The sequence below is a fragment of the Amycolatopsis sp. NPDC004747 genome (genome assembly GCF_053601335.1).
Window position 1 is genome coordinate 103,735 of record NZ_JBSGBQ010000002.1, and the last position, 19,824, is coordinate 123,558.

The window sequence follows — 19,824 nt, forward strand, 5'->3', positions numbered from 1 at the left end:
CCCAGGAGGAGACCCGATCGTGACGATGACCGCGCAGGAAGCGCCGTCCCAGCTGCTGGCGGCCCGGCTGCAGATCCCCCCGATCCCCTACAGCCACGCCGCCGGGTCGTGGGTGTACGCCTCCGACGGCACCCGCTACCTCGACGGCGCCAGCGGGATCGTCAACGTGAACATCGGCCACGCCCACCCGGTGGTGGTCGAGGCCCTGCGGGACCAGGTCGGGATCTGCACCTACGCCAGCCCGGGCACGTTCGCGCCCGAGCTGATGGAGCAGCTGGCCGCGGCCACCGCGCGGGCGGTGCACCGGCCGGACGACCGCGTCATGTTCACCCCGACCGGCACGCACGCGACCGAATCCGCCATCGCGCTGGCCCGGCTGGTGCAGCGGGCCCGCGGCGAAGAGGGCAGGCACAAGATCCTGACCTCGACGCTGGGCTACCACGGCAACAGCGCGTTCGTGCTCGCGCTGTCCGGGCACCGGTCCCGGCGGCCGCACGAGGACGACAGCTTCGGCCTCGCCCCCGCGTTCAACCCGCCCTACCCCGGCCAGCACCTGGACTGCCCGTTCCCCGCCTGCCGCGTCGAGTGCGTGCAAGCGGTGCGCGACGCGATCGTCGCGGCCGGCCCGGAGAGCGTCGCCGCGGTCATGCTGGAGCCGGTCAACGGCACGACCGGCGGCGGGTTCGTCCCGCCGGCGGGATACCTGCGGGCGCTGCGCGAGGTCTGCGACGAGTTCGGCGTCCTCGTCATCCACGACGAGGTCCTCACCGGGCTGGGCCGCACCGGGCTCCCGCTGGCCTCGCACCACACGCCGGGTTCGGCGGCGGACATCGTCACGCTGTCGAAGGGGCTCGGCGCCGGGTACGTCCCGCTGGCGGCCACGATGCTCTCCCCGAACCTGGCCGAGGACATCATGGCGAGCGGCAAGTGGCTGCCGCTGATGGGCACGATGTCGGCGACGCCGTTGCAGGGCCGGGCCGGGCTGGCGGTGCTGTCGGTGCTGGAGGACCTCGGTGTCCTCGACCGCGGCGAAGTCCGCGGCGCGGCCCTCGGCCGGCTGGTGGCCGACGCGGTGCGCGGCCGTTCGGTGGTGACCGACGTCCGCGGGCTGGGCTACTTCCACGGCATCGAGCTGGCCGCGGGCACGGTCGGCGACGTCATGCGGATCACCCGGAGCAAGGGGCTCCTGCTGTACCCGTACGTCGGGTTCCGGCCGGACCGCACGGGCGAGGGGCTGCTGGTGGCGCCGCCGCTGAACGCGACCGACGGCGATCTGGACTTCCTCGGCGAGACACTGCGCACGGCCCTCGAACAGGTCGGCTGACGAAGAGAAAGGCCCGGGACCGTGGTCCCGGGCCTTTCTCTTGGGTGCGTCAGGAAGGGTGCGTCAGGAAGCGGCCGCCGCCTCGGTCAGGCGGACGCGGGAAGCCCGCAACGCCAGGCACTCCTCGTACCGCGGCAGCAGCCCCAGCTCGCCCGCCTCCCGCAGGGCCGGCGCCGCCGCGTCGCGTTCGGACAGGATCGGCTCGCCCGGCAGGTTCAGCGGGAGGCCGATTCCGGGATCGAGGGGGTTGACGGTGAGCACCTCGGCCGGCCGGTAGAGGTCGGACAGCAGGTACTGGACGCACGTGTCGTCTTCGAGGGCCACGAACGCGTGGCCGAGGCCTTCCTCGACGTACACCGCCGTGCCGCCGCGGGAGTTGAGCACGATCATGTCCCACTGCCCGAACGTCGGCGAGCCCGTCCGGACGTCGACGACGAAGTCGAGCAGCGAACCCCGCAGGCACGTCACGAACTTCGCGAGGCCGGGCGGGGTCGTCGCCCCGTGCACGCCGCGCACGACGTTGCGGCACGACGTCGAGACGTTCGTCTGCAGGAACCGCGGCCGGTAGCCGAGTGCCTCGGTGAGCACGTCTTCGCGGTAGACCTCGAAGAAGTCACCGCGCTCGTCGCCGAACGACCTGGACGACACGAGGTGCGCGCCGTCGATGCCGAGCGGCCGCACGGTCATGCTGCGGGTGCTGACGGTCCCCATGTCCTTTTAGGACGCTTCCCGGACGAGCCGTTCGATGCGCCGCGCCACCTCGTTCGGCGACGGCAGCGCGGCGATCTCCCGGGCGAGGCCACCCGCGGCCGCCTTGAAGGCCGGGTCGGCGACCAGCTCACCGCAGGTCTTCGCGATGACCTCGCTCGTGGCCTCCTCGGGCGAGAGCACCACCGCGGCCCCGGTGTCGGCGAGCCGGCGGGCCATGGCGTTGGCGCGGTAGAGGTTCGGGTCCGGGAGCAGCACCTGCGGCACGCCGAAGCTCAGGCCGGTCATCATGGTGCTGCCGCCGGTCTGGTGCACCAGGACGTCACAGGTCGGCGCGACGACGTCCAGCGGGATCCAGCCCGCCCGCACGTTCTTCAGCCGCTCGCGCAGTTCCGGCGCCGCGTCCTCGGTGACCGCGACGACGACTTCGGCGTCCAGCGTGGCGATCTGCTCGACCACGCCCTGCAGGAAGTCGTACTGGTTGTAGTTCGCGACACCGGTGCCGATGGTGACGCCGATCCGGGTGCCCGCGCCCTTGGTGTACATCCACGGTTCCAGCACGGACTGCGAGTTGCCCGGGATCCACCGCATCGGCTGGCCGCCCGCGAGGTCTTCGGGCAGCAGGCTCGGCGGCGCGATTTCGATCGTCATCGCCGGCTCGGGCAGGCCGTCCAGGCCGAGCTCCTCCAGCTGCGGACGCAGTTGCTCCTCGGCGCCGGAGTCCATCAGCCGCGGGGTGTGGATGTCCCAGGCGTGGCGGACGTACGGCACGCCGAGGTGGGCCGCCAGCAGCGGGCCGGAGTACGAGGTGACACCGCTGATGATGACGTCCGGGCGCCAGTCCTCGCTGAACGCCAGCAGCGCGTCGAGGGTCACGTATTCCATGTGGGCGTACCAGCGGCCGGCCATGATTTCGCGTTCGCGGGGGTCCGCGGGCACGTGCGTCAGGCCGCTTTCGGCGATGACCTGGCGCGGGGACACCCCCGGCGCGGTGGTGCGCACCGCGGACAGCCCGACGCCGGCGATCGTGTCGACCATCTCGTCGACCGACGCCGTGGTCATCACCTGGTGCCCGGCGTTGCGCAGCGCGTTCGCGAGCGGGACGTGGCTGAACACCGTCGACGGGGCGACCCCGGCGAGATTAAGAACCTTCACGAAGATCGTCCTCCCAGGGGTGGCTCGTGGTCGCCTTCAGCTTGCCCACGGAGAAGCCCGTGGCCATCACCAACGCGGGTAGTCCCGGCCGGTTGCCCGCGGCGGCCTACCACGTTGAGGGATGTCCCCTTCCCCCGGCGCTTCTAGCGTGGCTGGAGCGTTAGGTCCGCAATCCGCACTCGAGGAGCAGGGGATCGATCCGACATGGTCGACTCAGCCCGATCGGACCTGCTGGCGCAGGTCCGCGACTACCACGACGCCCAGTCCCCCGGGCCGGCGCCGTTCATCCCGGGGCAGACGCCGATCCTGTCGTCCGGGGCGGTGCTCGACGCCGCCGACCGCGAAGCGCTGGTGGCCGCCGCGCTCGACCTGCGCATCGCCTCCGGCACGATCGCGACGAAGTTCGAGTCGGCCTTCGCCCGGAAGCTCCAGCGGCGCAAGGCGGTCCTGACGAACTCCGGGTCCTCGGCGAACCTGCTGGCGCTGAGCACGCTGACGTCCCCGACACTGGGCGACGAGCAGCTCAAGCCGGGCGACGAGGTCGTCACGGTCGCGGCCGGCTTCCCGACCACGGTGAACCCGATCCTGCAGAACGGCATGATCCCGGTGTTCGTCGACATCGAGCTCGGCACGTACAACACGACGGCCGAGCGGGTCGAGGCCGCGATCTCGCCGCGCACGCGCGCCATCATGATCGCGCACACGCTGGGAAATCCTTTCCCTGTCGCCGAAGTCGCCGAAATAGCGAAGCGCCACGACCTCCACCTCATCGAGGACAACTGCGACGCCGTCGGCTCGACCTACCACGGACAGCTCACCGGCACGTTCGGCCGGTTCTCCACGGTGTCGTTCTACCCCGCCCACCACCTGACCATGGGTGAGGGCGGGATGCTGCTGTCCTCGGACATCAAGCTGGCCAAGCTGGCGAAGTCGTTCCGCGACTGGGGTCGCGACTGCTGGTGCGAGCCGGGCGAGGACGACCGCTGCCTGAAGCGGTTCGAACTGCACCTGGGCACGCTGCCGGAGGCCTACGACCACAAGTACGTCTTCTCCGAAGTCGGCTACAACCTCAAAAGCACCGACATCCACGCCGCGCTCGGGCTGAGCCAGCTGGCGAAGCTGCCGGACTTCGTCGAGGCCCGCAAACGGAACTGGCGCCAGCTGCGCGAAGGCCTGGACGGGCTGCCCGGGCTGATCCTGCCGGAGGCGACGCCGGGCAGCGACCCGAGCTGGTTCGGGTTCGTCATCACGGTGAAACCCGATGCGGGCTACGACGTTCCCGAGGTCGTCGAGTACCTCGAAGCGCGCAACATCCGCACCCGGCGGCTGTTCGCGGGGAACCTGACCCGCCACCCCGCCTACATCGGCAAGCCGCAGCGCATCGCCGGCCCGCTGACCAACAGCGACATCGTCACCGAGCGGACGTTCTGGATCGGCGTCTACCCGGGGATCACCACGGAGATGATCGAGTACGTGATCGGCACGCTCAAGGAGTTCGCCGCCACGCACTGACCGCACGGGCGTCCGAAAAGGACTGTGCGCCACCGGATCCAACAGGAAAGGAAGAACCCATGACCACCACTGCCGAGACTTCGGCCGAACCGGTCGACCTGTTCTCCCCGGAAGTGGTCGCCGACCCGTGGGGAGCGCACGCGGCGGTGCGCGAGGCGCCGACGCTGCAGATCGGCGGCTTCATGGGCGGGCCGCCGATGTACCTGGCCGCCCGCTACGAAGACGTCCGCCAGGTCCTGATGGACCAGCGGTTCCAGTGCAACCCGCTGGCGGACTCCCCCGCCGAGGACATCCGGAACGGGGTCTTCCGGCACCTGGACATGCCAGAGGAGCTGATCCCCTGGCTTAAGAACCTGATCAACGCTTCCGACGGCGAGGAGCACGCCCGGCTGCGCAAGCTGGTCTCCTACGCGCTCACCGCGCACCGGGTCGGCAAGTTCCGCCCCCGCGTGGAGGAACTCACCTCCGAGCTGCTCGACAAGCTCGAGGCCGAGGGCGGTGACGGCACGCCGATCGACCTCGTCGAGTCCTACTGCTACCCGCTGCCGGTCACGGTGATCTGCGAGCTGGTCGGCGTCGACGCGGAAGACCGCCCGCAGTGGCGCGCGTGGAGCGACGCGATGGCGACGCTCGACGGCAAGCGGCTGCCCGAGGAGGTCCGCAAGACGCTGGTCGCGGCGCGCGGGATGATCGAGCGGCGGCGCGAAGAGCCGAAGGACGACATGGTCACCGCGCTCGTCGAGGCGCAGGCGAAGAACCCCGGCATCGCCACCGACGACGAGCTGGTCGGCATCCTGTTCAGCCTGGTCACCGCCGGCCACCAGACGACGACGTACCTGATCGGCAACTCGGTGCTGGCCCTGCACGAGCACCCGGACCAGCTCGCCCGGCTGAAGGCGGACCCGACGCTCTGGCCGCAGGCCGTGCGCGAGCTGCAGCGCCTGGGCCCGATCCAGTTCGGGCAGCCGCGGTTCGCCACCGAGGACATCGAGGTCGGCGGCACGGTGATCCCGCGGGGGATGCCGGTCGTGCCGCTGATCATGGCCGCCAACAGCGACCCGCGGAAGTTCCCGGAGCCGGAGAAGCTGCAGATCGACCGGCTCGCCGTCGGCAGCGAGAGCCACCTCGGCTTCGGCAAGGGCATCCACCGCTGCCTCGGCCAGCACGTCGCCTACCTGGAGGCGGAGGTGGCGCTGCGCGGGCTGTACACCCGCTTCCCGGACCTGACGCTCGCGGTGCCGCGCAAGGAGATCCCGTGGATCCTGCGGCCCGGCTTCACCCGGACCAAGGACCTGCCGGTGCGCCTGGTCACCCCGGCGTCCTGACGTCAGTTAGTCGGAGGAGATTCCCTTGACCGAAACCGTCGCCTTCCCGCAGGACCGCACCTGCCCGTACCAGCCGGCGCCCGGCTACGAGCCGCTCGCCGACCGGCGCCCGATCGCCGAAGTCACCCTGTACGACGGCCGCAAGGCCTGGGCGGTCACCGGGCACGAACTGGCCCGCAAGCTCCTGACCGACCCGCGCATCTCCAGTGACCGCACCAACCCGGCGTGGCCGATGGTCAGCGCGGCCGCCGCCGTCGAGTTCACCGACGTCCAGCAGAAGGTCATCAAGCTGCTCACCGCGCTGGTGGGCGTCGACGGCCCGGCCCACCGGGCGCGGCGCAAGCTGGTACAGGCGGGGTTCACGGTCAAGCGGATCGACTCCCTGCGCCCGAAGATCCAGGAGATCGTCGACCGGCAGATCGACGAGATGATCGCCGAGGGCGCGCCGGCGGACCTGCTCAAGAAGTTCGCTTCGCCGGTGCCGCTGATGGCGTTGTGCGACCTGCTCGGCATCCCGCACGAGGACCAGGACTACTTCGAGCGGAAGGCCCACCAGATCCTGTTCGGGCCGGACGCCGGCGGGGCCTACGACGAGCTGATGGCCTACCTGACCAAGCTCATCGAGAAGGCCCAGCAGAACCCGGCCGAGGAGGGCTTCCTGCAGGCCCTGCTCGCCGAACGCGACCCGTCGAGCGACATCGACCACGAGGAAATCCTCCAGATGTTCCTCATCGTGCTCGTGACCGGGCACGACACGACGTCGAGCTCGATCGGGCTGGGTGCGTTCACGCTGCTGCAGCACCCGGAGAAGCTGGCCGAGCTGCGGGCCGACCCGTCGCTGATGCCCGCGGCGGTGGACGAGCTGACCCGGTTCGTGGTCGTCCCCGACGGCCTGCAGCGGGTGGCCGCGGCCGACATCGAGGTCGACGCGAACACCACCATCCGCAAGGGCGACGGCGTGTTCTTCCTGTTCTCGCTCATCAACCGGGACGAGGAAGCCTACGACGACGGCGACCAGCTGGACTGGCACCGCCCGACGTTCCGCGACCACCTGACCTACGGGTTCGGGACGCACCAGTGCGCCGGGATGAACCACGCGCGCGCCATCATGGAAATCGCTTTCCGGCGGCTGATCGACCGGCTGCCGGGTCTGCGCCTGGCGGTCCCGGCCGACGAAGTCCGGGTCAAGCCGGGGGACGCGTTCCAGGGGCTGGCCGAGCTGCCGGTCACCTGGTGACGCGTTGTTCTCCGCTTCGGCCGGCCGGGTGCTCCCCGGCCGGCCGAAGCTTTGCCCGGCCGAAGAGCTTCGGGGTGGTGGGCACCGCAACCCGCCCAGGTCAGCCGGCACCTTCGGGGCGGGAGACTGTCACCTGCCGGCGACCATGCCGATGAACAGCCAGTCCAGCCCGCGGTCGAAGTCCCGGTCGCGCAGTTGCTCCATCGACTGGTCGCCGTCGCGGTCCAGGAGGCCGCCCTGCTCGAGCGCCGACGACATCGCCGCCATGCTGCCGGTCACCTCGGCGGCGAACTCCTCCGCCGTGCGGCCCGTTTCGGCGAGGTGCTCCAGCCAGCGGCTTTCCGTCGCCGTGAAGCCGTAGACGTACTGGAAGACGACGTTCAGCGCCGCCGAGCGGTCCTTCAGCGGCAACGGCGAGCGCGCCATCACCGCCTGGGCGCACTCGGTGAACCGCAGGCTGCTCGGGCCGATGTTCAGGTACTCGCCGTAGCAGCGGATCGCCCACGGGTGGGCCACCATCGTGCGGCGCCACGCGCGGGCGAGGGCGCGGAGGTCGTCGCGCCAGTCGTTGCCGTCTTCGATGGCCGGGCGCTCGATTTCGCCCGCCACCGCGTCCAGGGCCAGCTCCAGCAGGTCGTCCTTGTTCGCGACGTACCAGTACACCGACATCGGGGTGACGTTCAGCTCCTCGGCCAGCAGCCGCATGGAGAACTTCGCGTCGCCCTCGGCGTCGAGCACGCGGACCGCCGTCGCGACGATCTTCTCCCGGTCGAGCTCGGATTCGCCCGCCCGGTGCTTGCGGGCCGGCCGCGAGGAAAGCCACACGCTCTCGCGCGGCTGCGAAGCCCGCTTGCCCATCGCGGCCCTCCTTCTCGACGGCGGAGGAGTTCAACGGTACGGGGGCAGGGTGCGTGGCGCCACGCACCCTGCCTGCTCAGGGGGATGCCGCCGGGGTCGCCTCCGCCCGGGCCGCCCGGCGCAGCAGCAGGCCGGCGAGCAGGCCGCCCAGCACCACGGCCAGCGCACCGATCAGCTCGCTGGCCCGCACGCCGCCGGCGAAGGCTTCGCGCACCTGGGCCCGCAGTTCCGGTGTCCGCGCGTCGAGCAGCGCTTCGTGGAGCGAACCGGCGGCGCCGGCACCGAGGCCGACCGGCAGCAGCGCGGCGAACCGCGAGTTGAGCACGGCGCCGAGGATGGCGACGCCGAGCCCGCTGCCGAACTGGTTCACGGTGCCCTGCACCGCGGCTCCCGCCCCGGCCTTCTCGGCCGGGATCGAGGTCATGATGGCGTTGGCCATGGCGGGCATGGCCAACGCGATGCCGCCGCCCATGACCAGCAGGCCGGCCAGCATCCCGCCGTACCCGCGCTCGGGCGTGCCGAGCACGGCCACCATGGCGAGGCCGACGGCGTTCAGCGTCATCCCGGCGAGGATCGTCCACGCGATGCCCAGCTTCTCGAGCAGCTTCGCGCCGAGGCCGACGACGTTCAGCGCGACGACCACCAGCGCCAGCGGGGCCGTCTTGAGCCCGGCTTCCAGCGGGCCGTAGCCGAGCACCAGCTGCAGCTGCTGGGTCAGCAGGAAGACCGAGCCGCCCATCCCGAAGGCCACCAGCAGGCCGCCGGAGATGGCGCCGTTGAACCGGCGGTTGCGGAAGAACTCCATGTCCAGCATGGGGTTCGGCACGTGCAGCTCCCACCGGACGAACGCGGCCAGCGCGACCACGCCGATCGCGGCCGCCACCAGGACGGTGGCGGAGGTCCAGCCGTGCTCGGGACCGGAGATGATCGCGTAGACGACCCCGACCATGCCGATCGTGGAGAGCACCGCGCCGATCAGGTCGGGCCGCTTGCCCTGCGGGTCCTTGGACTCCGGCACGAGTTTCGCCACGGCGACGCAGCCGAGCAGCGCCACCGGGATGTTGACGAGGAAGATCGAGCCCCACCAGAAGCGGGCCAGCAGCGCGCCGCCGATCAGCGGGCCGCTGGCGTACCCGAAGGAGCTGACCGCGCTCCACAGCCCGATCGCCTTCGGCAGCTCCTTCTCGTCGAAGACCTGCATGACGACGGCCAGGGTGGTGGTCGTCAGCAGCGCGCCGCCGATGCCCATCCCGGCCCTGGCCGCGATCAGCTGCCCGGAGGACAGGCTGAACGCGGCGGCCAGCGAACCGGCGCCGAAGAGCACGAGCCCGACGAGCAACGAGCGTTTCCGGCCGTAGCGGTCGCTGAAACTCCCGGCGGTGAGCAACAGGCCGGATTGCACGAGCGCATACGCGTTGATCATCCATTGGATGTCGGCGGTGGTGGCGCCGAGGTCTTCGGTGAGCTTGGGGATGGCCAGGTTCAGGACCGTGTTGTCGACCAGGACGACCAGCTGGGCCAGGGAGATGACGGCCAGGATCAGCCAGCGCCGGGGATTGCGGGTTTCGGTCACCGTCACCGTGGCGTGCATTTCGCGCAAGAGAGCACCCCCGGTAGCGAATTGCGTCCGACAAGTTCTTATACACCATATAAGGAGTGGGGAGCGGGTCGCAAGGGGCCATTCAGCGACCGGTCACCCGGCGCAGGACGGCCAGCTGTTCCTCCTGCTCGCGGCGGCTGATCGCGGCGTCCGCGCACCGGGCCGAGCCGTGGAACGTGCCGGGGAACAGGTGCAGCTCCACGTTCACGCCCGCCGCCTGCATCGCCAGCGCGTAGGCGATACCTTCGTCCCGCAGCGGGTCGAGCTGCTTCACCGCGACATACGCCGGCGGCAGCCCGCTCAGGTCGGTCGCGCGGGCCGGGGCCGCGTAACACGGCACCTCGCTCGTCGCGCGCCGGGCCGGGCCGAGGTAGGCGTCCCAGCTGATCTCCGCCTGCGGCCGGTTCCACAACGGCGTGTCGACGAACGCGCGCATGCTCGGCGTCTCGAGCCGGTCGTCCAGGACGGGCGCGTTGAGGAACTGGTAGGCGATCGGCGGGCCGCCGCGGTCGCGGGCCAGCAGCGCCAGCCCGCCGCTGAGGCAGCCGCCCGAGCTGATGCCGTAGGTGACGATCCGGCATGGGTCCACGCCCAGCTCGTCCGCGTGCCCGGCGAGCCAGCACAGGCCCGTGTAGACGTCCTCGAGCGGGCCGGGGTAGCGCGTTTCCGGCGCGAGGCGGTACTCGACCGAGACGACGGCGACCCCCAGCGCGCGGGCCAGCTCGACGCACGGCACCTGGGCCACGTCGAGGTCGCCGACCACGAACCCGCCGCCGTGCACGAAGTACACCGCGGCCGTCGACACCGGGCGGGTGGGGCGGTAGACGCGCAGCGCCACGTCGTGCCCGTCGCCGGGGACCCGCACGTCGTCGATCCGCAGGCCCGCGGTGTCCGGCGCCGGCAGCCGGTCTCTGAGCTCGCTGACCGCCGCCCGGGCCGTGGCGAGGTCACCGAGGTCGGTGACCGGCAGCGCCGGGACGGCGAGGGCGAGCTCGGGGTCGAACGCATAGACCATGGTGCCTCCACGAAAAAGCCGGGCCGCGCGGCGCGGGCGGGTGCCCGTGCGGTGCGGCCCGGAGAGAAGAAAAGGGTGCTTACGCCAAGAGGTCGGTTTCGGTGATGCCGGGACCCTGGCCGGTGCGGATGAACCACTCGGTGCCGAACATGGTCCGGAACGTGTCCTCGGGCAGGTCGGTGAACAGCGTGGACTGCGGGGTGATCTGGCTGGCGTGGGCGAGCAGCGCCTTGCGCTTGTACTCGGTGTACGCGGAGACGTCGACGCGGCAGGTGAGCTCGGCTTCCGGGGTGCCGAAGTCCGGGCCCGCGGGCAGCTCGACACCGGCCTGCTCGGCGAGGGCGTGCTGGTTCGCCTTGATCTGCTCGCGGTTGATCGTGGACTGGAAGACCTTCGCCGTGCCCGCGAGCTCCGCCGCCCGGGTGCCGACGCGGTGCACCTGGATGTGGTCGGGGTCGCCGTAGGTGCCCTTCTCGTCGTACACGGTCAGCACGTCGGCGTTCTCCTCGCGCAGGATCGCGGCGAGCTTCCGCGCGGCTTCCTCGACGTCCGCGGTCTGGAACGTGCCGCCCTCGCCGGCGGCCGCCATCCCGGAGTCGGTGTAGCCGAGGAACTCGAGCCGGTCCACGCCGAGCACGTCGGCCGCGGCCCGTGCTTCGACGGCCCGGCGGTCGGCCAGGGTCTCGCCATCGGCGAGGAGGCCGTCCGGCTGGTACCCGAGTTCCCCGCGGGTGGCGAGCACGAGCACGACGCGGTGGCCGTCCTCGTGGGCCTTGCGCAGGACGCCGCCGCAGGTGGTGGTGTCGTCGTTGGGGTGTGCGTGGAAGGAAACGAGAGTGCCCATGGCGCCGAACCTACGCACGCGAGGCGCGCGCGGGATCCCGCAGATGAGCAGTCACAACACCTCTCCCGCCGCCACCAGCCCGGCGAGCGCCACCGCGCCCCGCAACGACGACAACCCGCCCAGCGCGGCCGGCTCCACGGGGACCGGGGTCTGGCCCTGGCGCACGAAATCGGCGAGGTGCCCCGCCACCGACGGGACGATCTCCGGGATGCCCGCCGCGAACCCGCCGCCGATCAGCGCCCGGTCCGGGTGGACGAGTTCCTGCACACCGGTCACCGCCGCGGCCACTGCCCGGGTGGTCCCTTCGAGCGCGTCGGCCGCCCACGGCTCTCCTTTGCGCAGCGCCCGCTGCAGCGCGTAGAACGAGACGTCGGCGCCGCGCAGGAGGGACGCCCGGCGCAGGGTCGCCGGCCCGGAAGCGAGGGCCTGGAGACAGCCGCGGCGGCCGCAGACGCAGCGGACGCCGCCCATCTCGACGATCACGTGGCCGATCTCGAACGACCCGCGGCCGAGGCCGGGGCACGGCACGCCGCCCAGGACCAGGCCGCCGCCGATGCCGGTGCCGATCCCGATGTACAGCAGGTTCTCGCAGCCCGAAGCCCGCGCCTCGGCCAGCGCGCCGAGGTCGCCGTCGTCCGCCCAGGCGAGGGCCGCCTCGGGGAACAGGGTGCGCAACGCCGTCTTCAGGTCGACCCCGGTCCATTCCGGGCGGCTGGGCCAGGTCGCGATCCGGCCGTCCGGGCCGACCGTGCCGGGCATCGCGACCCCGACCGCCTCCAGCGGGACGCCGAGCCGCTCGCGCAGCCGGGCCACGTGTCCGGCCAGCTGCGCGAGGTCGTCCTCCGCGCTGCGGCGGGCGCCCCAGTCGAACGAGGTTTCCTCGATGCACTCTGAGCCGGCTTCGACCCGGAAGGCGACCTTGGTGCCACCGACGTCGATACCGAGGTGGTACGGGGTGCCCACGTCGTCAGCGGCCGGGCACCGACGGGCAGAGCGCGAGCAGGTCGGCCGGCTGCCGCAGCACCACGTCGGGACCCGCGGCGAGCAGCTCGCCGACGTCGTCCGGGGGCGCCCACAACGCGGCGGCCGAGGCGACGCCCGCCCCCTGCGCGCTGGCGATGTCGGTGGGCGCGTCGCCGATCATGATGGCCTGCCCGGGCGGGACGTCCAGCAGGTCGAGCGCGTGCCGCACGATGTCCGGGGCCGGCTTGGGCCGGGCGACCTCGTCCGAGCCGATGACGTGCTCGAAGAACGGGAGCAGGCCGAGGTCGGCCAGCAGGGACCGCGCCCGCGGGCCGCTCTTGCCGGTGGCGACGGCCAGCCGCAGGCCACGCGCCCGCAGCGTCAGCAGCAGCTCGGTGACGCCGTCGAAGACCTGGACCTCACCGGCGAGGCGGTAGCTTTCGCGGACGAAGGGTTCTTCCATCTCCAGCGGAAGGTCCATGATCCGCATGATATCCGGAAAATAGCGGCCGAGGTGGCGCCGGTACTCCGCGAAGGGCGCGGGCCCGTCCCCGACGACCTCCGCGTAGGCGATGGCGAAGGCCTCGCTCATCACCGCGAAGCTGTCGACGACCACCCCGTCGAGGTCGAAGACGACCGCGTGCCGGACCGGTACCGAGGGATCGGCCCCGGCCTCCGGCCGATCGACGATCGGGAATGTCATGGAGCTCCCTCTCTACTGGAACGCCGGGACGGCGCCGCGCGCCGAGCCCGCGGAGGCGTAGAAGTTCTCGATCATCTGCACGATCGGCCGTGCTTCGGCGAGGGCCCGGCCGCGGTTGCCGGGATCGGCCAGCATCGCGGCGAGGTCGCCCACCTGGCGGGTGTACTCCACGCCGACGGGTTCGAGCGGCACGGGCAGCCGCGTGGTGGTGCCCTCGCGCGTCATCGTCAGCACGGGCTCGGGCTCGCGGTTGGGGCTGAAGCCGAAGGTGCACCGCAGGTCCGCGGTGCCGGCGCTGCCCTCGACGTGCAGCACCGAGACGTCCCGCGCCTGGTGGGAGGCCCAGCTCGCGCGCAGCGAGACCGAGACGCCGTCTTCGCGGACCAGGAAGCCGCGCGCGGTGTCCTCGACGTCGGCGGGGTCGGCGCCGAGCCGGTCCTGCCGCCACGCCGCCCGCCAGGCGTCCGCGTTGACGAAGTCGTCCGACGTCACGCCGATGACCTGGGTGAAGGCGGCCGGGCCGAGCAGGAACGCGAGCGTGTCGAGCAGGTGCCAGCCGAGGTCGTACAGCGCTCCCCCGCCGGCCTTTTCGCGCTGGGTGAACCAGCCGCCCGCGCGCGGCACGCCCCGCGCCCGGATCCAGCCCAGGGCCGCGTGCCGGATGTCGCCGAGCTCCGGCAGGAGGTCACGCAGGGCCCCGACGTCACCGCGGTAGCGGGCCGCGCTGCCGGCCAGCAGCATGCCGCCGCTGCGTTCGGCCGCGGCGAGGACGTCGATCTCGGCCGAGGTCAGGCACACCGGCTTCTCGAGGAAGACGGAGATCCCGGTGGCGAGCAGCGCGCCCGCCACCTCGGTGTGCAGGTAGTTGGGCACCGCGACGACGGCGAGGTCGACCTCGCGCGCGGTCAGCGCGGACACCGCGGGGTGGGTGGGGATGCCGGTGGCTTTCGTGAACGCCTGCCGCGACGCCGGATCGGCGTCGACGGCGGCGACCACCTCGAAGTCCGCGTGCTCGCGCAGCAGGGGCAGCCACAGCTCGCGGCCCGCCCAGCCGAGCCCGACCACCGCGGCCCGGACACTCATGCGCACACCTCGCTGACGCTCGGCGCGGCCTGAGCGGCAAACGCCGTGTCGAATGATTCACTCGCGAGCTCGTTCATGCCCTGGCCACTTCGGCGGCGACGATCTCGGCGGTCGCGTGCATCTCCGGCTCGCCGGCGAGCAGAACCCGGTGGTGCAGCCAGACGCAGTCCTCGCTGATCGCGTCGGCGTGCGGGCAGCGCTCGGCGATCGCGGCCACGCTCTCGTCGGGAGCGCCGAGCTCCCAGAAGGCGTCGGTGCGGTAGATCGCGCGGAACGCCGCGAAGGCGGGCAGGCCGGCTTCGACGAGCCGGTCGACCAGGGCGTTGCGGCGGTCCTCGGTGAGCCCGGGGACGCGGAACATGGCCATGTAGTGGGAGTTGCGGTCGGCGCGCACGTCACCGCCCTGGGGCACGACGCCGTCGATCTCGCCGAGCAGCCGGGACAGCAGCGTCCAGCGCTCGTCGCGCACGGCGATCTGCGCGTCGAGGCGGGCCAGCTGCGCACGCAGCACGGACGCGGAGAACTCGTTGAGCCGCATGTTGGAGCCGGCGATCTTGTGCAGGTAGCGGCGATCGTCGCGGGGACGGCCGCAGCTGTGCCGGAGGAACGCCGTCTCGTACTTTTCGGTCTCCCCCTCGGGGAAGACGACCGCGCCGCCTTCGCCCGCCGTCATCAGCTTGCCGTTCTGGAAGCTGAAGGTGGCGATGCTGTCCAGCTCGCCGACGCGCCTGCCCTGCCAGCGCGCGCCGTGCGCGTGCGCGGCGTCCTGCAGCAGGGGCACGCCGGTGTCGGCGGAAACCTTCGCCAGCGCGTCCATGTCGGCCATCAGCCCGGCCATGTGCACCGGCATGATCACCTTGGTGCGCGGGGTGACCGCGGCCGCGACGGCTTCGGGGTCGAGGTTGTAGGTGGCCGCGTCGACGTCGACCGGGACGGTGACCGCGCCGAGCCGCTGGGCGGCCTGGGACGAGGAGATGAAGGTGAAGGCGGGCACGATGACCTCGGTGCCCGGGCCGACGCCCATGACCTGCAGGGCGAGTTCCAGCGCGTGCGTGCCGTTGGTGACGGCCAGCGCGTGCGCGGCGCCGTGGTGCTCGGCGAACTCGCGCTCGAAGGAGTTCACCTCGTCCCCGCCCATGCGCCACCACTGCCCCTGTTCGAGCGCGCGGGCCAAGCCGTCCCGCTCGGCGTCGTCGTACTGCGGCCACGCGGGGAATTCCGGTGCCTTTCGCGCGTTCATGGTTCTCCGAATCTCCGCTGGGGTTCGAATGGAAAAAGGCTAGATCGGCGCCCGTCCCGCCTACATCCCCCGGCTTGGTAGTGCGGCTTTGTCAGCCGAGACCGAAGAAAGCGCGGTAGGCGTTCAATTGGCCTTCGAGCATGTGAATTCCGTAATGGACGCGGTGGCCGAGAGCGGCCGCTTCGCGCAGCAGGCGGGTCTCGCGGGGTTTCATGACGATGTCGGCGACCACGCTGCGCGGGGCCAGCTCGTCCGGCCGGAACGGCAGCGGGTCGCCGGGCCGCAGCCCGAGCGGCGTCGCGTTCACGACGATGTCGGCGCCCGCGGTGTCCGGTTCGGCCGACACCGCCGTCCGGCCGGGCCAGTGCGCTTCCAGGCGGGCTCGGAGCGCGGCGAGTTTCGCGGTGTCCGGGTCGCACACCGCGAGCCGGTCCGCGCCCGCGGCCAGCAGGGCCGCCGCGATGGCACTGCCCGCGCCACCGGCTCCGGCCAAGGAAAGCTTCTTCGCCCGGGGATCGTGCCCGGCCTCGACGAGCCCGGCCACGAACCCGGTGCCGTCGAAGTTCTCGGCGTACCAGCGGCCGTCCGCTTCGCGCCGCAACGCGTTGGCGCTGCCGGTGATCGCCACCACCGGGCTGCACCGGTCGGCGAGCCCGGCCACCGCCGCCTTGTGCGGCACGGTGACGAAGATGCCGTCGAGGTTGGCCACGGCCTGCAGCCCGGCGACGATCCGCGCGAGGTCGGGCGCCGGCGCGTGCACCGGGACGAGCACCGCGTCGACGGCCAGCTCCGCGAAGAGCGGGTTCAGCAGTCCGGGCGACTGCACCTGGGTGACCGGATCGCCCAGCACGACGTACAGGCGGGTGGTGCCGCTGATCGTCATCTCGTCCTCCTCAAGCGGGACGCAGCATGGTTGCGATCGCGGACGCGAGTTCGACCGACTGGTCGCCGTTGAGCCGCGGGTCGCAGGCGGTCAGGTAGCGGCCGGGCAGGTCGGCCTCGGTGAGGCCGGCCGCCCCGCCGAGGCATTCCGTCACGTCTTCGCCGGTCACCTCGACGTGGATGCCGCCCGGGTGGGTGCCGAGCTGCCGGTGCACGGCGAAGAAGCCGGCCAGCTCGGCGACGACGTGGCCGAAGTGCCGGGTCTTGTAGCCGTTGGCCGAGGTCCGGGTGTTGCCGTGCATCGGGTCGCACTGCCAGATCACCTCGTGCCCGGAGGCGGTGACCTTCTCGACGATCGGGGGGAGGAGCTCGCGGACCCGGTCGTGGCCCATCCGGCTGACCAGCGTCAGCCGGCCCGGCGTGCGGTGCGGGTCCAGCCGCCGCACGTACTCGACGACCTCCTCCGGGGTGCAGCCCGGCCCCAGCTTGAGGCCGATCGGGTTGGCCAGCAGCTCGGCGAAGGCGAGGTGGGCGCCGTCGAGCTGGCGGGTGCGCTCCCCGATCCACAGGAAGTGCGCGAGGCCGCTGGACAGCCGCGGTTCCGGGCCGCCGGAGTCGGCCCACAGGACGGCCCGCTCGTAGTCGAGCAGGAGCAGCTCGTGGCTGACGAAGATCTCGGCCAGGCGCGGCCGGGCATCGCCCGGGAAACCGCCCGCGGAGGACGAGCGGCGGGCACCGGCGAGCGCCGGCTGCGGTGCTTCGACGCCCTCGGCGCAGAGCTTGCGGACGAGGTCCATCGCGCTGGCGGCGTGGGCGTAGGCCATCAGCATCCGGTGCGGGTCGGGCGTCCGGGCGGCGGCCGTGCACTCCGGGGCGTTCACGATGTCGCCCCGGTAGACGGGCAGCCCCAGCGCATCGACGGTGCTGGACCGCGGCTTGGCGAACTGCCCGGCCATCCGCGCGATCTTGACCACCGGCAGGCCGGCCGCCCCGGCCAGCACCTCGCCCATCCGCTCCAGCACGCCCAGGTTGGCCCGCAGGTGCGGCTCGGTGTTGCCGGCGAACGTCTCCGCGCAGTCCCCGCCCTGCAGCAGGAACGCCTCGCCGCGGGCGACCGACGCGAGCCGGGCGTGCAGCCGTGTCGTCTCCTCCGGCGCCACGATCGGCTCGGCGTTGTGCAGCAGCTCGACCACCGCGGCCGCCCGCTCGGCGTCCGGCCAGCACGGCTGCTGCGCGGCCGGGCGGGCCAACGCCGCGCTCAGCCGGCCGGCCAGCACCCGGTCGACCGCCCGGCCGGGGAAGACCGGGTCCGCGAGGTACGGCAGCCGTCTCATGTCGCCGCCGCTTCCGTCGTCCCGGCCAGGTTTTCCAGCCGGTCGCGGGGCATCCGGGCCAGGACGTCCGTGACGACCTCCACCGGCACATCGCTCACCAGCTCCGCCCCCCGCGGGCCGGCCAGCACGAAGGCGAGCCCGGTGATCGCCTTCTTGTCCCGGCGCATCCGGCGGACGAGCACGTCCGCGTCGACGCCGTCGGGCAGTGCGGCCGGCAGGCCGTAGTGGCGGACGACGTCGAGGTGTTCGTCCACCCCGGACTGGTCGATCCGGCCCAGCGCACCGGCCAGCCGGCCCGCGAAGACCGTGCCGATGGCCACCGCCTCGCCGTGGCGCAGGGCGAAGTCCGTCGCGATCTCCAGCGCGTGCCCGAGGGTGTGGCCGTAGTTGAGCAGGTGCCGCGGCCCGGTGTCCCGCTCGTCGCGGGCGACGATGCCCGCCTTCAGGGTGATGCTGGCGGCGATCTGCTCCGGCAGCGGCAGGCCCCGCAGGTCCGGCGCGCCGATGAAGTGGCAGCGGGCGATCTCGCCGAGGCCGTTCCGCAGCTCCCGCCGCGGCAAGGTGGTCAGGTAGTCCGTGTCGCACAGCACCGCGCTGGGCTGCCAGTACGCGCCGACCAGGTTCTTGCCCGCCGGCAGGTTCACCGCGGTCTTCCCGCCGACGCTGGCGTCCACCTGCGCGAGCAGGGACGTCGGCAGGTGAACCACGGCCACGCCCCGGTGGTACAGCGCGGCGGCCAGCCCGACGACGTCCGTGGTGGTGCCGCCGCCGCAGGAGACGACGACGTCGGACCGGGTCAGCCCGAACCGCGCGAACTCGCCGCACAGATCCTCCACTGTGGACAGCCGCTTGCCGTGCTCGCCGTCGCGCGCGGGCAGCAGGAGCGTGTCGACCCCCGTGTCGGGCACCCAGCCGGCCGGCCGGGCCGAAACGACCACGGCCCGGTTCGCGCCGAGCCGCCGGACGACCCCGGGCAGCTCCGCCCGCACCCCGGGCCCGACGAGCACGTCGTAGGAACGTTCTTCCAGGCACACCGGAATCGTGGTCGTCACGGCGACGGCTCCCGCGGCTCCGGCAGCGTCCGGTAGGGCAGGTCGGCGATCCGGGACACCGGCTCGCTACCGTGGTGGAGGTACTCGCCGCCGTAGAAGAGGTTCAGGTACGGGACGTAGTGCTGCTTGTAGGCGGTCCTGCAGAAGCCGGCGAACTTCGCCAGCAGGCCCTCTTTTTCCCTCATCGTCGTGCCTTTCGCCAGGTTCAGCCGAGGTCGCCGGCCAGCACGCGGGCCGCCAGCGTCCGGAGCTCGTTGTCGTCGGTGATGGTGCGGACCTGCTCGCGGCCGCCGGTGACCGTCAGGTACCGGCGCTGCCGCAGGAAGACCTGGCCGTTCGCGAACGCCCGGCCGCACAGGGTTTCCTGCCTGTCGGTGCGGGTGGTGTCCCCCACCAGTGCCCGGAAGTTGTCCTCCAGTTCCTTCCAGTCGCTCCACTCGCGGGGCTGGGTCGTGAAGGTGTGGATCACGCTCCAGCGGGTGACCGCGCCCCGGCGTTGCAGCGCGTACCCGGCGTCCTGTTCGACGAGCCGGAACTGGCTGCCGTACTGGGTCTGCACCGCGGGTGACACCGGCAGCGGCTCGACGTAGGTGGGGCCGGGGTAGCCGACGTCCACCAGCCAGCCGGTGCCGTCCAGGGTGACCAGGTTGAACATGTGCTCGACCTCGGTGCCGAACGTCTCCCGGCCTTCGGCGGTGCTGCCCGCCAGCGGGGTGACGTCGTAGCCCAGCTCGGTCAGGAGCCGGTGGAACAGCCGGTTCAGGTGGTAGCAGGCGCCGCCCTTGCCTTCGGCGATGCTGGTCACGAAGACGTCGTCCTCGTCGAGGTCGACGACGTTCACCGCGTCCCGGAGTTCGTAGGCGAGGCTGTTGTACGGGATCGCCATCAGGTGGCGCTTCTGCAGTTTCGCGAGCGTTTCGAGGTCCACGCCGGTTTCCCCGCCGCAGCCGATCCGCTGGAGGTAGGTCTCCACGTCGAACACGTTCACC

General features: G+C 72.1%; 19 protein-coding genes. 4 read left to right on the plus strand and 15 right to left on the minus strand.

The window, feature by feature from the left end:
- Positions 1-25 precede the first annotated feature (25 nt).
- The gene (locus ACWEGE_RS03010) at positions 26-1,324 is read left to right on the plus strand and encodes an aminotransferase family protein (RefSeq protein ID WP_449659071.1); all 1,299 of its coding nucleotides are present in this window, start codon (positions 26-28) and stop codon (positions 1,322-1,324) included.
- Between the two features lie 63 nt (positions 1,325-1,387).
- On the opposite strand, the gene ACWEGE_RS03015 is transcribed toward ACWEGE_RS03010, so the two are convergent.
- Together ACWEGE_RS03015 and ACWEGE_RS03020 are read right to left on the minus strand one after the other, a co-directional pair.
- Positions 1,388-2,011, minus strand: coding sequence for a dTDP-4-dehydrorhamnose 3,5-epimerase family protein (locus ACWEGE_RS03015; RefSeq protein ID WP_449659072.1), 624 nt, complete (start codon positions 2,009-2,011; stop codon positions 1,388-1,390).
- Positions 2,012-2,041: 30 nt separating this feature from the next.
- Entirely contained in the window at positions 2,042-3,187 is a 1,146-nt protein-coding gene (locus tag ACWEGE_RS03020; protein ID WP_449658760.1) for a glycosyltransferase, read from the minus strand.
- Between the two features lie 204 nt (positions 3,188-3,391).
- Here ACWEGE_RS03020 and rfbH point away from each other — a divergent pair, with 204 nt between their 5' ends.
- The 3 genes from rfbH to ACWEGE_RS03035 are packed head-to-tail and all read left to right on the plus strand — an operon-like array spanning position 3,392 to position 7,261.
- Positions 3,392-4,699, plus strand: a complete 1,308-nt coding sequence (gene rfbH, locus ACWEGE_RS03025; protein ID WP_449658761.1) for a lipopolysaccharide biosynthesis protein RfbH — start codon at positions 3,392-3,394, stop codon at positions 4,697-4,699.
- 59 nt (positions 4,700-4,758) lie between these two features.
- Positions 4,759-6,024, plus strand: a complete 1,266-nt coding sequence (locus ACWEGE_RS03030) for a cytochrome P450 family protein (protein ID WP_449658762.1) — start codon at positions 4,759-4,761, stop codon at positions 6,022-6,024.
- A 25-nt stretch (positions 6,025-6,049) separates the two neighbouring features.
- Positions 6,050-7,261 carry a cytochrome P450 gene (locus ACWEGE_RS03035; protein ID WP_449658763.1) on the plus strand — a complete coding sequence of 404 codons (1,212 nt, stop codon included), beginning with the start codon at positions 6,050-6,052 and terminating at the stop codon, positions 7,259-7,261.
- 129 nt (positions 7,262-7,390) lie between these two features.
- Here the strand turns inward: ACWEGE_RS03035 and ACWEGE_RS03040 are convergent, their stop codons facing one another.
- The 13 genes from ACWEGE_RS03040 to ACWEGE_RS03100 all read right to left on the minus strand — a co-directional run bounded on the left by ACWEGE_RS03040 (position 7,391) and on the right by ACWEGE_RS03100 (position 19,823).
- Positions 7,391-8,119, minus strand: coding sequence for a TetR/AcrR family transcriptional regulator (locus ACWEGE_RS03040; protein ID WP_449658764.1), 729 nt, complete (start codon positions 8,117-8,119; stop codon positions 7,391-7,393).
- A 76-nt stretch (positions 8,120-8,195) separates the two neighbouring features.
- Positions 8,196-9,710: an MFS transporter gene (locus ACWEGE_RS03045; protein WP_449659073.1), complete on the minus strand. Its 1,515-nt coding sequence runs from the start codon at positions 9,708-9,710 to the stop codon at positions 8,196-8,198.
- Positions 9,711-9,801: 91 nt separating this feature from the next.
- Positions 9,802-10,734: an alpha/beta hydrolase gene (locus tag ACWEGE_RS03050; protein WP_449658765.1), complete on the minus strand. Its 933-nt coding sequence runs from the start codon at positions 10,732-10,734 to the stop codon at positions 9,802-9,804.
- A 79-nt stretch (positions 10,735-10,813) separates the two neighbouring features.
- The gene (locus ACWEGE_RS03055; protein ID WP_449658766.1) at positions 10,814-11,578 is read right to left on the minus strand and encodes a PIG-L deacetylase family protein; all 765 of its coding nucleotides are present in this window, start codon (positions 11,576-11,578) and stop codon (positions 10,814-10,816) included.
- Between the two features lie 51 nt (positions 11,579-11,629).
- Positions 11,630-12,541: a kanosamine kinase gene (gene rifN, locus ACWEGE_RS03060; protein WP_449658767.1), complete on the minus strand. Its 912-nt coding sequence runs from the start codon at positions 12,539-12,541 to the stop codon at positions 11,630-11,632.
- Positions 12,542-12,545: 4 nt separating this feature from the next.
- A complete protein-coding gene (locus ACWEGE_RS03065; RefSeq protein ID WP_449658768.1) occupies positions 12,546-13,244 on the minus strand; it encodes an HAD-IA family hydrolase in 699 nt (232 codons plus the stop codon).
- 12 nt (positions 13,245-13,256) lie between these two features.
- Positions 13,257-14,327 carry a Gfo/Idh/MocA family protein gene (locus ACWEGE_RS03070; protein WP_449658769.1) on the minus strand — a complete coding sequence of 357 codons (1,071 nt, stop codon included), beginning with the start codon at positions 14,325-14,327 and terminating at the stop codon, positions 13,257-13,259.
- 73 nt (positions 14,328-14,400) lie between these two features.
- Complete coding sequence (rifK, locus tag ACWEGE_RS03075) at positions 14,401-15,567, minus strand: 3-amino-5-hydroxybenzoate synthase (protein ID WP_449658770.1); 1,167 nt, start codon at positions 15,565-15,567, stop codon at positions 14,401-14,403.
- Positions 15,568-15,658: 91 nt separating this feature from the next.
- Positions 15,659-16,450 (minus strand): shikimate dehydrogenase family protein, encoded by a 792-nt coding sequence (locus tag ACWEGE_RS03080; RefSeq protein WP_449658771.1) that lies wholly within the window; start codon positions 16,448-16,450, stop codon positions 15,659-15,661.
- Between the two features lie 10 nt (positions 16,451-16,460).
- Entirely contained in the window at positions 16,461-17,783 is a 1,323-nt protein-coding gene (locus tag ACWEGE_RS03085) for a 3-deoxy-7-phosphoheptulonate synthase class II (protein ID WP_449658772.1), read from the minus strand.
- On the minus strand, positions 17,780-18,835 hold the full coding sequence (locus ACWEGE_RS03090) for a 3-dehydroquinate synthase family protein (RefSeq protein ID WP_449658773.1): 1,056 nt from the start codon (positions 18,833-18,835) through the stop codon (positions 17,780-17,782). The genes ACWEGE_RS03085 and ACWEGE_RS03090 overlap by 4 nt, the downstream gene beginning before the upstream one ends.
- A complete protein-coding gene (locus ACWEGE_RS03095) occupies positions 18,832-19,020 on the minus strand; it encodes a hypothetical protein (protein ID WP_449658774.1) in 189 nt (62 codons plus the stop codon). Before ACWEGE_RS03095 ends, ACWEGE_RS03090 begins: the two co-directional genes overlap by 4 nt.
- Before the next feature lie 20 nt (positions 19,021-19,040).
- The gene (locus ACWEGE_RS03100) at positions 19,041-19,823 is read right to left on the minus strand and encodes an arylamine N-acetyltransferase (RefSeq protein ID WP_449658775.1); all 783 of its coding nucleotides are present in this window, start codon (positions 19,821-19,823) and stop codon (positions 19,041-19,043) included.
- Between the last annotated feature and the right edge of the window lies 1 nt (position 19,824).

Bases quoted from the DNA above. Each gene is read 5' to 3' on its own strand.
- rifK (WP_449658770.1), bottom strand. From the start codon at position 15,567: ATGAACGCGCGAAAGGCACCGGAATTCCCCGCGTGGCCGCAGTACGAC.
- ACWEGE_RS03040 (WP_449658764.1), bottom strand. From the start codon at position 8,119: ATGGGCAAGCGGGCTTCGCAGCCGCGCGAGAGCGTGTGGCTTTCCTCG.
- ACWEGE_RS03050 (WP_449658765.1), bottom strand. From the start codon at position 10,734: ATGGTCTATGCGTTCGACCCCGAGCTCGCCCTCGCCGTCCCGGCGCTG.
- ACWEGE_RS03010 (WP_449659071.1), top strand. From the start codon at position 26: ATGACCGCGCAGGAAGCGCCGTCCCAGCTGCTGGCGGCCCGGCTGCAG.
- ACWEGE_RS03055 (WP_449658766.1), bottom strand. From the start codon at position 11,578: ATGGGCACTCTCGTTTCCTTCCACGCACACCCCAACGACGACACCACC.
- ACWEGE_RS03085 (WP_449658772.1), bottom strand. From the start codon at position 17,783: ATGAGACGGCTGCCGTACCTCGCGGACCCGGTCTTCCCCGGCCGGGCG.
- ACWEGE_RS03080 (WP_449658771.1), bottom strand. From the start codon at position 16,450: ATGACGATCAGCGGCACCACCCGCCTGTACGTCGTGCTGGGCGATCCG.
- ACWEGE_RS03095 (WP_449658774.1), bottom strand. From the start codon at position 19,020: ATGAGGGAAAAAGAGGGCCTGCTGGCGAAGTTCGCCGGCTTCTGCAGG.
- ACWEGE_RS03070 (WP_449658769.1), bottom strand. From the start codon at position 14,327: ATGAGTGTCCGGGCCGCGGTGGTCGGGCTCGGCTGGGCGGGCCGCGAG.
- ACWEGE_RS03030 (WP_449658762.1), top strand. From the start codon at position 4,759: ATGACCACCACTGCCGAGACTTCGGCCGAACCGGTCGACCTGTTCTCC.
- ACWEGE_RS03065 (WP_449658768.1), bottom strand. From the start codon at position 13,244: ATGACATTCCCGATCGTCGATCGGCCGGAGGCCGGGGCCGATCCCTCG.
- rfbH (WP_449658761.1), top strand. From the start codon at position 3,392: ATGGTCGACTCAGCCCGATCGGACCTGCTGGCGCAGGTCCGCGACTAC.
- ACWEGE_RS03045 (WP_449659073.1), bottom strand. From the start codon at position 9,710: ATGCACGCCACGGTGACGGTGACCGAAACCCGCAATCCCCGGCGCTGG.
- ACWEGE_RS03015 (WP_449659072.1), bottom strand. From the start codon at position 2,011: ATGACCGTGCGGCCGCTCGGCATCGACGGCGCGCACCTCGTGTCGTCC.